At 62.7% G+C, this 10,868-nt stretch carries 11 protein-coding genes, 1 tRNA gene and 2 pseudogenes; 5 read left to right on the top strand and 9 right to left on the bottom strand.

Going from position 1 to position 10,868, the window contains the following annotated elements; translation table 11 throughout:
- Nucleotides 1-70 precede the first annotated feature (70 nt).
- Nucleotides 71-852, top strand: a pseudogene (locus V5F77_RS12770) (IS5 family transposase).
- Between the two features lie 41 nt (nt 853-893).
- Here V5F77_RS12770 and V5F77_RS12765 read toward each other — a convergent pair.
- The 8 genes from V5F77_RS12765 to V5F77_RS12730 form a co-directional block, all read right to left on the bottom strand.
- Complete coding sequence (locus tag V5F77_RS12765; protein WP_429005725.1) at nt 894-1,331, bottom strand: RidA family protein; 438 nt, start codon at nt 1,329-1,331, stop codon at nt 894-896.
- Between the two features lie 7 nt (nt 1,332-1,338).
- Nucleotides 1,339-2,550: a pyridoxal phosphate-dependent aminotransferase gene (locus V5F77_RS12760; protein ID WP_429005724.1), complete on the bottom strand. Its 1,212-nt coding sequence runs from the start codon at nt 2,548-2,550 to the stop codon at nt 1,339-1,341.
- A 67-nt stretch (nt 2,551-2,617) separates the two neighbouring features.
- Complete coding sequence (locus V5F77_RS12755; protein WP_429005723.1) at nt 2,618-3,634, bottom strand: threonine ammonia-lyase; 1,017 nt, start codon at nt 3,632-3,634, stop codon at nt 2,618-2,620.
- A 1-nt stretch (nt 3,635) separates the two neighbouring features.
- Nucleotides 3,636-4,379: an amino acid ABC transporter ATP-binding protein gene (locus tag V5F77_RS12750; RefSeq protein ID WP_429005722.1), complete on the bottom strand. Its 744-nt coding sequence runs from the start codon at nt 4,377-4,379 to the stop codon at nt 3,636-3,638.
- A 44-nt stretch (nt 4,380-4,423) separates the two neighbouring features.
- The gene (locus V5F77_RS12745; protein ID WP_429005721.1) at nt 4,424-5,083 is read right to left on the bottom strand and encodes an amino acid ABC transporter permease; all 660 of its coding nucleotides are present in this window, start codon (nt 5,081-5,083) and stop codon (nt 4,424-4,426) included.
- Nucleotides 5,070-5,801, bottom strand: coding sequence for an amino acid ABC transporter permease (locus V5F77_RS12740; protein WP_429005720.1), 732 nt, complete (start codon nt 5,799-5,801; stop codon nt 5,070-5,072). The genes V5F77_RS12745 and V5F77_RS12740 overlap by 14 nt, the downstream gene beginning before the upstream one ends.
- Before the next feature lie 44 nt (nt 5,802-5,845).
- Entirely contained in the window at nt 5,846-6,718 is an 873-nt protein-coding gene (locus V5F77_RS12735; RefSeq protein ID WP_429005719.1) for an amino acid ABC transporter substrate-binding protein, read from the bottom strand.
- A gap of 29 nt (nt 6,719-6,747) precedes the next feature.
- Nucleotides 6,748-7,452 carry an HAD-IA family hydrolase gene (locus V5F77_RS12730; RefSeq protein WP_429005718.1) on the bottom strand — a complete coding sequence of 235 codons (705 nt, stop codon included), beginning with the start codon at nt 7,450-7,452 and terminating at the stop codon, nt 6,748-6,750.
- A gap of 215 nt (nt 7,453-7,667) precedes the next feature.
- Between V5F77_RS12730 and V5F77_RS12725 the strand changes: the two genes are divergently transcribed.
- From V5F77_RS12725 to V5F77_RS12710, 4 genes and pseudogenes are all read left to right on the top strand, one after another.
- Nucleotides 7,668-8,342, top strand: coding sequence for a GntR family transcriptional regulator (locus V5F77_RS12725; protein WP_429005733.1), 675 nt, complete (start codon nt 7,668-7,670; stop codon nt 8,340-8,342).
- A 325-nt stretch (nt 8,343-8,667) separates the two neighbouring features.
- A complete protein-coding gene (locus tag V5F77_RS12720; RefSeq protein ID WP_429005717.1) occupies nt 8,668-8,913 on the top strand; it encodes a hypothetical protein in 246 nt (81 codons plus the stop codon).
- Nucleotides 8,914-9,076: 163 nt separating this feature from the next.
- Nucleotides 9,077-9,862 (top strand): recombinase family protein, encoded by a 786-nt coding sequence (locus tag V5F77_RS12715; RefSeq protein ID WP_429005716.1) that lies wholly within the window; start codon nt 9,077-9,079, stop codon nt 9,860-9,862.
- A pseudogene (locus tag V5F77_RS12710) lies at nt 9,798-10,160 on the top strand (recombinase family protein); the annotation flags it as partial. The gene V5F77_RS12715 and the pseudogene V5F77_RS12710, both read left to right, overlap by 65 nt.
- 576 nt (nt 10,161-10,736) lie before the next feature.
- Here V5F77_RS12710 and V5F77_RS12705 read toward each other — a convergent pair.
- Nucleotides 10,737-10,813: transfer RNA gene (locus tag V5F77_RS12705), tRNA-Arg, on the bottom strand.
- Nucleotides 10,814-10,868 lie beyond the last annotated feature (55 nt).

Genomic DNA, 10,868 nt, shown 5'->3' with positions numbered 1-10,868 from the left:
CCGTGTTGACAAAAGGGATTCCCAAATCGCTGTCTGACTGATTCAAGGCTTCCGTTCAGAGGAGGCAGGTTTGGCTCGGGGCGATCTGACGGATGATGAGTGGGCTGTGGTTGGGGCATTGTTGCCGGCCGAGCGTGGCCGATGGTCCCGGCCGGCCCTGGACAATCGCCGTTTTCTGAACGGAATGCTCAACGTGCTTCGGGTCGGCTGCCCCTGGCGCGACATGCACGAACGCTATGGCAAGTGGAACTCGGTCTATGTCCGGTTCCGTCGCTGGGCCGAGCAAGGGGTGTGGGACGCCTTGCTGGAAACGTTGGTCGAGCTTGGGCTCACCGACGACTGGCAGCATATGATCGACAGCACCATGGTGCGCGGCCACTCTCAGGCAGCGGGCGCAAAAGGGGGACTCATAAGGAAGGTTTTGGTCGAAGCCGCGGCGGCTTTACGAGCAAAATCCACGCCCGCGCAGACGGTCAGGGACGCCCTCTCGGCTTCGTCCTCACCGGCGGTGAAGCCTCCGACTACAAGGCCGTCGACGACCTGATCGCTTTGCCTGTCGCCAGGCCCAGGCTGATGCTGGCCGACAAGGGCTATGACAGCGACGACGTCCGCGTCAGCCTGCTGCTCCAGGGGATTCTGCCGGTCATCCCACCCAAGGCCAACCGCAAAGAGGCCATCGCCTGCGACTTCCGCGCCTACAAGGACAGGAACCGGGTCGAGCGTATGTTCAACAAGCTCAAGCAGTTCCGCCGCATCGCCACCCGATACGACAAGACCGCCGTTTCTTTCCTCGGATTCCTGGCCCTCGCCGCCGCAAAGCTATGGATACCGACTTTTGTCAACACAGCCTAGCGAACTGCATTAGTGGGTCCATGCTATTTTTATACTTATTATTATTGCTCGCCATCTGAGCATAAACGCGCAATTAGTGAAACTTCCACCACTGCATTTCCTGGCAAAGACGCGACGCCGATAGCTGCGCGGCTCGGCAGGGCTGCACCGTAGCAGCCCTGAATATGGCGCGACGCGATGTCCGCGATCTGGGAATGGCGCGTATATCCGGTGGGTGCGTTGACAAAGACCGTCAGGCTCAACACCGACGCGATCCGCTCTCCGTTCTGAAGCTGTCCTTCAGCGGCCTGAAGGGCATTGTGCGTGGCAAGCTGCACCGCATCTTCATACATTTCGGCAGGCGCATCGGCGGCGACCTGTCCCGTATAGAGGAGCACGCCGTTTCGTCTCGGCGTCATGCCGGAGACGAAGACGAGGTCGTTGTGACGTCTCGCAGGAACATAATGCCCCTGCGGCGGGGGACTGCTGGCTTGGCGCATGGGAAGGTCACTTGCCATAAAGGTGGGTCATGGCGACGATCCGCCGAGCGGCGGCCACGGCTCCAGCATGGTCCTGCGAAAAATTCAAGCGAATGCTGTGGTCGTGCGAGCCGAACTCCGTGCTGGGTGTGACCACCGCCCGCGCCTGATGCCGCAGCAGCCGGACAAAGTCCTGCAGGCTCACCGCGAGGTCCGGCAAGGTGGGGAAGAGATAGCTTCCAGCCTTCGGCGTACGCGTGGGAAGTCCCCCATCGCGGAATATCTGGAGCAGGTCGTCCCGGATGGCTTGGTGCAGGCGGATGCGGTTCGCCATCCAGCCCTCGGGCTCACTGAACCAGGTGCGCAGCACCGCCTGATTGTAGCCGGCCGCCCGCAGGGAGACGATGGCCTGCAGCTTCTCCATGCGATCGATCACGGACGGCGCGCCGAACGCGATGCCGAGCCGATAGCCGGAGAGCGATTCCGTCTTTGACGGCCCCATGATGGTGACCACCCGTTCCTCCGCGAGGCCGCAGGCGCGCAGGTGCGTATAGGTTTCGCCATCATAGAGCAGGCGGGAATAAAGCTGATCGGCGACGACTGTCACGTCGAACGCGGTCGCCAGGTCCGCGATGGCCCGGATCTCGCGCGTGGAATAGACGACACCGGTGGGATTGTTGGGATTAGAGAACAGGAAAACCTTGGCCCCCGCTGCGAGGACGTCCCGCAGCCGGTCCAGGTCGATACCGGCCTCCGCCGTGGTCCCCATGTAGTCCATGGGCACAGGTACCGGCCCGCCGCCCAGGAACTGGACGATCTTGCGGTTGGCGAAATAGTCGGGCTGGACGATCGCGACCTTGTCGCCGGGGCCCACCAGCGCCCCAAGGGCGAGGAACAGGGCTCCCTGTGTACCCGGCGTCACGATAGTTCCCGCATCGGGCGACACCGGCGCGCCGGTGAAGGCGGCGAGCTTCTGCGCAAGGTCCGCGCGAATATCCGCCGCGCCGCGATATTCCGTATAGGCCTGCCGCCCGCCCGCTTCCACCGCCAGGGAGAAGGCCTCAGCCGCCCCCGGCGTCGGCGTGAAGGCATCCACGTCGCCATGCGAGAAATCCACCAGCCGGCTAGGCATCGTCTCGCCGCGCATGATGCCCGCCACATCGCCCGTGCCTTGGCGGACCTCCTGACCGGGGGCATGGTCAGTGGCGAGAGCGGCGAACTTGTCGAGGGCGGAAGGCATCCTGATGTCCTTGGTGTTGAAGGGTGACACAGCTTTAGAGTGACCTGGTGTTAAACCGACCCGGCGCTCACGCGGCCCTGCCGAAGGGAACGGGGCCGGGATCGAGCTCGAGATCGAGGGCGGCCTTGAACACGCCGGGGTCCACATTGCCGCCGGAGACGATGACGACGACGCGCTTCCCGCGCACGCTGGCGGGATCTTTTAGCAACGCGGCGAGCGCGATGATGCCCCCCGGCTCGGTCACCATCCGCAATTCCTCATAGGCGAAGCGGATGGCCCGCAGCACATCCGCGTCGGAGGCAGTCAACGCCCCCGCCAGGCGGTTCCGATTAATGGAGAACGGCAGTTCGGCCGGTGTCGGCGCCAGCAGCGCATCACAGAGGGAGCCGGACAGGGCGGCATTGACCTCCCGCACGCCGCTGACCAGCGAGCGGCGCGTGTCGTCGAAGCCCTCCGGCTCCACGGCCCAGACTTCCGCCCGCGCCCCCATGGCCTCCACCGCAAGGCACGTACCGGCGGACAAGCCCCCGCCGCCGCAGGGGACCAAGATCATCTGCGGCCCCTGCGCGCCCATCTGGTGCAGGCTCTCGGCCGCCACCGTTGCCTGCCCAGCAATGATGTGGCGATGGTCACCGGGTGGAATGACCGCCACCGGGGCGCGGGCGGCGATCTCGGCGGCGATCTCCTCGCGCGATTGACGGTTACGATCATAGAGCACGATCTGCGCCCCGGCCGCGCGAGCTTTGGCGATCTTCACCACGGGCGCATCGCCCGGCATGATGATGGTGGCGGAAAGGCCCAGCATCCGCGCCACCGTGGCGATCGCCTGGCCATGATTGCCCGTGGAATAGGCCACCACGCCACCGGGATAGGCCGCCCGGTCGAGCCGCAACAGGCAATTATAGGCGCCCCGGAACTTGAAGGCGCCGGTGCGCTGGAGGTTCTCGCACTTCAGGAAGACAGAACAGCCGGTCAGCCGGTCCAGCGCGTCGGAGCGCAGCAGCGGCGTTTCCACGGTGACGCCGGCAAGCACGCGGCGCGCGTCGAGAATGTCCTCGGTGGTGGGGATGGAGAAGGGGTTCATGTCAGTGCGCCAGGATGCGGGAGAGGAAAAGGCGCGCGCGCTCGGAGCGCGGCGCCGCGAAGAAGGCCTGCGTCTCGTCGATCTCGACGATGGCGCCCTTGTCCATGAACACGACCCGGTCGGCGGCGGCCTTGGCGAAGCCCATTTCGTGGGTGACCACGATCATGGTCATGCCCTCGCGGGCGAGTTCCAGCATCACCGCGAGGACTTCCCCGATCATTTCGGGGTCGAGCGCCGAGGTGGGCTCGTCGAACAGCATGGCCACCGGATCCATAGCCAGCGCCCGCACGATGGCGATGCGCTGTTGCTGGCCGCCGGACAATTGCGCGGGATAGGCGGCTTCCTTGTCCGCAAGGCCGACACGGGCGAGAAGCGCGCGCGCCTTGGCTTCAGCCTCCGCCCGCGGGCGCTTCAAGACATGGACCGGGGCGAGGCAGATATTTTCGAGCACGGTCAGGTGCGGATAAAGCTCGAAATGCTGGAACACCATGCCCACACGCGCCCGCATCCGGGCCGCAGCCCGCCCGCGCGAGGGCAGCGCCTCGCCCTCGATCAACACCTGGCCGCGCTGGAAATCCTCGATGCCGTTGATGCACTTGACGAGGGTGCTCTTGCCGGAGCCCGATGGGCCGCAAATGACCACCACTTCGCCCCGGCGCACGCTGAGACTGCACGCCTTAAGCACCTCCAGGGGGCCGAAGCTCTTGCCCAGCCCTTCCACCTTGATCATTTCATGCGGGGTCATCGGCACATCCATGGCTGAAGGGTGTGTGGGTCCAAGGCGGGGGATCATGCGGTCCGGGACGCGCGCTTCAGCCGCCCCGCGAGCGCATTTCCGGCCTGACAGATGGCGAGGTAAACAATCGCCGCGAACACGTACATTTTCACGGGACTGTTCGTATTGTTCGCGACAATACTGACGGACGTCATGAAATCGTGGAGCGAAACCACGTAGACGAGCGCCGTGTCCTGGAACAGGATCACGCCCTGGGTCACCATGAGCGGAGCCATGTTGCGCAGGGCCTGGGGCAATGCGATGAGCCGCACCGTCTGCAGATAGCCGAGCCCCGAGGCCTTGGCCGCCTGCCATTGGCCCACCCGGACGCTTTGCAGGCCCGCCCGCATGATCTCCGAATAATAGGCTCCTTCGAACATGACGAAGGCGATCAGCACCGAGAAAAGCGCGCCGACCGAGCGCCCCACCACGAGGGGAACCAGGAAGTAGAACCAGAAGATGACCAGAATCAGCGGAACGGCGCGGAAGCCGTTCACATAGAGCGCGGCGAGGGGCGCGAGCACCGGCACGCGGGTCAGTCGCACCAACGCGATCGCAAGCCCGAGGACGATGCCGCCCACCATGGCGATGGCAGTGAGCAAGACACTGAGACCCAGGCCTTGAATCAGGAAAGGCAGGGAATTGGTGATGGGCGCGAGGTCAAAAGCGGACATGGAGGCCCCCTGAAGTGGTGCCCGGCAGCGCGACGCCCCGCTCGATGGCCCGCATGATCACCGTGACCGTCATAGCGATGGCCACATAGAGGATGGTCGCCGCCGTGAAGGCCTCGAAGCCCTGATAGGTGATGCTTTGGATCTGCTGCGTCTGGGTCGTCAGTTCATAGACGCCGATGGTGAGGGCCACCGACGAATTCTTGAAAATGGTCAGGATTTCGGAGGTCAAAGGCGGGATGATGATGCGCAGCGCCTGCGGCAGCAGCACCAGCCGATAGGCCTGGAGCTGCGACAGCCCCGCGGCCTTCGCCGCCATGCGCTGGCCGGGCGGCACCGCATCGATGCCCGCGCTCACCTGGACGGCGATGCGAGAACTGGTGAACAGCCCAAGCGCGATAATGGCGGTGACGATTTCCGGATAGGGAAGATCGCGCTTGAGCCAGCGGCCGGCCCCCTCGGGCAGAAGTTCCGGCACGACGAAGAACCACAGGAACATCTGCAGCAGCAGGGGGATATTGCGGAATACGCTGATATAGGCACCCGTCACCGCACGAAGGACGGCATGGTCCGAGCTGCGCAGGATGCCAACCGCCGTCCCCACCGAGAGCGCAATCACCAGCGCCCCCAGCGAGATGGCCAGCGTCAGGGCGAGCCCCCAGCCGAGCCACTGCAGATAGGGGTCCTGCACGAGGACACCCCAGTTCCATGAATAGGTCATCGCGACATTCTTCCGTCAGAGGCGCAAGACTTTGATGGGACGCGCTATTCCGGGATCGCGATGACCTGGAAGACGGTCTGCAGATCCGGCGAGAGCGGCACGCCCATGGGCGCGAACCACTTGGCGTAGAGCGCCTGGAGCCGGCCGTCGCGGGCCATGCGCGAAAGGGTGGCATTCACCAGGGAGAGAAAGACGGTGTTGTTCTTCTGCACCAGGAATCCATAGTAATCATAGGATAAGGGGGCGCCCACCACCTTGTAGTCGGCAGGATTTGGCGCCTTGCCGCGCAGGCCGAAGAGCAGGATGTCATCGGTGGCGAAAGCGTCCACGCGGTCGGTGGAGAGGGCGAGGAAGCCTTCCGCATTGTCCTTCACCGGCACGACGCGGATGTTGAGCTTGTCCTTCTCGATGATCCCGCGGATCAGGCGCTCGGGCACGGAATTGATGGGAAGGGCAATGACTTTGCCGTCAAGGTCCTTCAGTTCGCCGACGCCCGACTTGTCCTTCACCAAAAGGCGGGTGTGGGAGATGAAGAAGGGATAGGAAAAGTCCACCTGGCTTTGCCGGGCAATGGTATTGACCGCCGACTCGCAGGAAATGTCGACGGTTCCATTGGCCACCAGCGGAATGCGGTTCTGCAAATTGACCGGCACCATCTTGACCTGAAGATTGGGCAGGCCGAGTGCCGCCTTCACCGTATTGGCCACTTCCAGGCAGATGTCGGTGGAATAGCCCTGCGGCTTGCCCTGGGCATCCACGAAGGAAAAGGGAATGGAAGCGTCGCGATAGCCGATGGAGATGGCGCCGTTGGCGCGGATGCGGTCCAGCACCGCATCGCTCGATTGGGCCTGCGCGGCGGGGCAGAGGAAGAGCGCGGCGATGACCGCGCCCATGGCGGCCGACAAAGCATGTTTCATAGTGTCCCCTCTGGTTTTTGTGTGGACGTTCAGCCGATGGCTTCGATCATCTCGGCAAAGCTTGAGACGGTGAGGTCCGGCCGCGCCTCGGCCGCCCCGTCGCCGGAAAGGCCAAGCAGGCGGTTGGGCCGGTTGATCCAGATGCAGGTAAGGCCGAGCCGGTTGGCGGGGGTGATGTCGGCGCGCAGGCTCTGGCCCACGTGGAGAATGCGCGCGGGCGCGATGCCCTGTGCGGAGAGGTCGGCGAGAGCGGTCTCGAAATGCTCCGGGCTCGGCTTGTAGGCGCCCACGCGCTCGGCGGTGACCACGATATCGAAGGCAATGCCCATCTTCGCGCAGGAGGACGCGAGGGACTCATTATCGATATTGGACAGGGCGCCGATTTTCGCCCGCGCCTGCAGCGCCTTCAGCCCCGCCGGCACATCGGAATAAGCGGGCCAGTGATGGGGCGTGGCGGCAAAGGCCTCGCGCAGATCGGCATCCGGCGGCAGCTTCAACTCAAGCGCGATCCGGTCGAAGCAGCGGCGCAGAACGTCAGGATAAAGGTGCGCGGGCCTCTCTTTCTGGATGTCCGCGCGGGCGCGGTCGAACACCATGATGAGATCCTCATCGCTGGCGACGACGCCGGACTGCCCGGCCCAGCGGCCGAGAAAGGCAGCGATGGAGGGCTCCCAATCGATAAGCGTGCCATAGACATCGAACGTCACGGCATCAAAGTCGGCGAGGCGGATCATGGAGGAAGGCTGCCTGTCATAATTAGCGATAATCGCTAATTATGGAATACGGCGATCGACGTCAAGAGCGTGCGAACGATGCCGGACTGTAAACGGCATAGACTTGCTTGACGGGGCTTTCACCGGGATCGATCCGGCGCTATCACTCACCAGGACGAGGGTCTCGCGCCCGACCCGCGGACGCGAGGAACTATCGCTTGAGGATGAAAGGCGTGATGGTCGATTTAGAGCAGGTGGAAAAAAGCAGTGAAACGCCGGCGGTCACCCGGACAGCCTCGGCCATTGTGTGTGATGAACTGCGCAATGCGATCATGCACAATCGGCTCAGAGGGGGGGAAAGGCTTCGACAGGATGCCCTGGCAACCCAGTATGGCGTCAGCCAGATGATCGTCCGTGAAGCGTTCCGCCAGCTGACGGCGGAGGGTTTCCTTAAGGCGGAGCCGCGGCGCGGCGTCAGCGTAGCGAAGCTGAGTGCCGACGAGGCCTGGGAAATCACGCAATTGCGGGCCTTGCTGGAATGCCAGGCACTGCGATGGTCGATCCCCAACATGGTCCGGTCGGACTTCCTGCAATGCGGCCGGACATTGGACGACCTCGACGCGGCGGGCACCGTCGACAACAGAATTCTCCTGAACGCCCGATTCCATGAGCTTTTGTATGCTCCCGCGCGCAAGGAGCGTACGCTCGAACTCATCAATAATTTGCGACTGAACTTTGAGAGGTACCTGCGTTTTACCTGGGAAGAAACACATCACTCCGAACAGTCGCAAGTCGAGCATCGCGAAATATTGCAACGCTGCGAAATGAGAGACGTTGAGCGCGCCTGCGATGCGTTGCGAATCCACATTCTAGCGACAGGAGATCTTCTTGTTGAAAGTATTGGAAAGTAAATTTATTTATAATATGATCCGCTAACGAAATTATAAATATATTACCATTATTTAATAAAATATTTATTAATCCATACTTTGGTTGATAGTAAAAAATTATAGCGGGGAAGGCGTTTGCGTGTGTTTCGGTTGGTCCGGGTCGGATGTATGATTAACGTCCATCCGCTGTCGACGCAACTGGATCGCCATTCCGTCTTGAGCTCGAGGAGGGCCTCGGCTCATGATGATTCCATTTTCTTTGGAATCAGAGCTATCGACAAACCAGAGGCATTTCACGGCAATCAGAATGAGCTGGTCATAGCAGAACGTTTATGGTCACCTATGAATGGGCATGCTCGACAGCGGAGAATGGCGGGCCAAGCCGGGCGAGCTGACACCGCTCATTCGCTCGGCAAACATCGAAAGCCGCAGCGTGCGTAACGGCTATTCCTCGAGCCTCGTCAGCCATTCAGACTGGCAAGATGCCGAAATGCCGAATGCTCCGAGGTCGATGTTCCCGCGTGCGTGCGTCCCCTGGCACATTGCCGGCGGACCTTTACGCCTACGCGAGAGCGGCGCCACGGCCTTCTGATAATCCGCACCCTATGGAATCCGTGCGTGCTAGAATCCACGTGACTGACGACTGGCCCGAGGTGCTGCCGATAACGGAGGCCGAACTGCGGGTCATCGAAGCCCACTTCGCAGAGGTGCTCGACGAGCTGTTCGGCCCTCTCCCGTGAGAGGAGACGCCGGACGTGGCCAGACAAGCAGCAGAGCGGATTGAAGGAGCTGTGACAGGTGTCGCGGAACGGGCCGCGCTCTATCTCCGGGTTTCGACCGGGCGACAGGCCGATAGTGATCTGTCCATTCCCGATCAGCGTCGGCAGATCGAGAACTACTGCCAGGCGAAGGGTTGGGAGCGGGTCGCGGAGTTCGTCGAACCGGGTAATACGGCCACGGATGACCGACGCCCCGCCTTTCAGGCGATGATCGACGCCGCGCAGACCAAGCCCGCCCCCTTCGGCGTCATCATCGTCCACAGCTTCTCGCGCTTCTTCCGTGATCAGTTCCAGTTCGAGTTCTATGTCCGCAAGCTCGCCAAGAATGGCGTGCGGCTGATCTCCATCACCCAGGACCTTGGTGACGACCCCATGAGTGTCATGATGCGCCAGATCATGACACTATTTGACGAGTACCAGTCCAAGGAGAATGCGAAGCACACCTTGCGGGCGATGAAGGAGAATGCCCGCCAGGGCTACTGGAACGGCTCACGCCCACCGATCGGCTATCGCATCGTGATCGCCGGCCAGCGCGGCTCCAAGGTCAAGAAGAAGCTGGAGATCGATCCGATCCATGCCGACATCGTCCGGCTGATCTATCGACTGGCCCTGACGGGTGATCCCCGGCGCAATGGCAGCGCCATGGGCATCAAGTCGATCACCACCTATCTCAACGAGCGCAACATCCGCACCCGTGATGGCGGACGCTGGGGGGATCGCTTCCGTCCACCAGATCCTGACCCGTACCACCTATATCGGTGAGCATCGGTTCAACACGCGGGACCACAAAACCCGAGCCCCCAAACCGGAAGCCGAGCATGCGATCGCGCAGGTTCCTGCGATCATCACGGAAGCCGATTTCCGCGCCGTGCAGGCAAACCTTAGGGCGCGAAGCCCCCAATGGACGCCACCACGCGAGGTGAGCGGCCCGACACTCCTGACCGGCATCTGCTTCTGCGCAAACTGCGGTGGCGCCATGACGCTGCGAACCGGCAAGGGCAGTTCCGGCGGCATGTATCGCTACTATGCCTGCTCGACGACGGCGCGCATGGGCAAGACCGGCTGCAAGGGCCTTGCGGTCCGCATGGACCGGCTCGATCGCGCCGTCATCGATCATCTGGAACGGCGCATTCTCGATCCCGAACGCCTTTCCGTCCTTCTGGAACAACTTCTCGACCGACGCGGAGAATGGGTCGAGCGGCGGCGCAGCCACATCACCGAGCTCAACAAGCGTGCGACGGAGGCCGAGGCGAAATTGAAGCGCCTCTATGAGGCGATCGAGAACGGGCTCATCAACATGGCCGATGTCTCCTTGAAGGACCGCATCGCCGAACTGACCGCGATTCGCGACCAGGCCCAGGCCGACGCCGCGCGCGCGCAAGCGGCGGTCGAGCGGATCGGCCCGAAAGTCACAATCGAGAGCCTGAAGCGCTTATCGGAGGTCGCCCGCTCTAAGCTGCGCACCGATACCGGCGAATATCATCGCGACCATCTTCGCGCGCTCGCTCAGCGCGTCGAGGTGGTGAGCAAGTCAGAGATTCGGCTGATGGGTAACAAGTCGGACCTACTGCGCACGCTAGCAGCCGCATCAAGCGTAGGAGCGGCGGCGAACGGCGTTCGCAGTTTTGTACCGAAGTGGCGCACCCGAAGGGATTCGAACCCCTGGCCTCTGCCTTCGGAGGGCAGCGCTCTATCCAGCTGAGCTACGGGTGCTTGCACAGAGGGAAATGCTCTAGCCCATCGCCCGGCGATTGACAATCGCCAGGGT

This window comes from Roseixanthobacter psychrophilus, from assembly GCF_043195195.1.
In the GTDB taxonomy this organism is placed as follows: Bacteria; Pseudomonadota; Alphaproteobacteria; order Rhizobiales; family Xanthobacteraceae; genus NCEH01.
The sequence above is the reverse complement of the archived record's forward strand: the minus strand, read 5'-3'. Positions and strand labels throughout refer to the sequence as shown.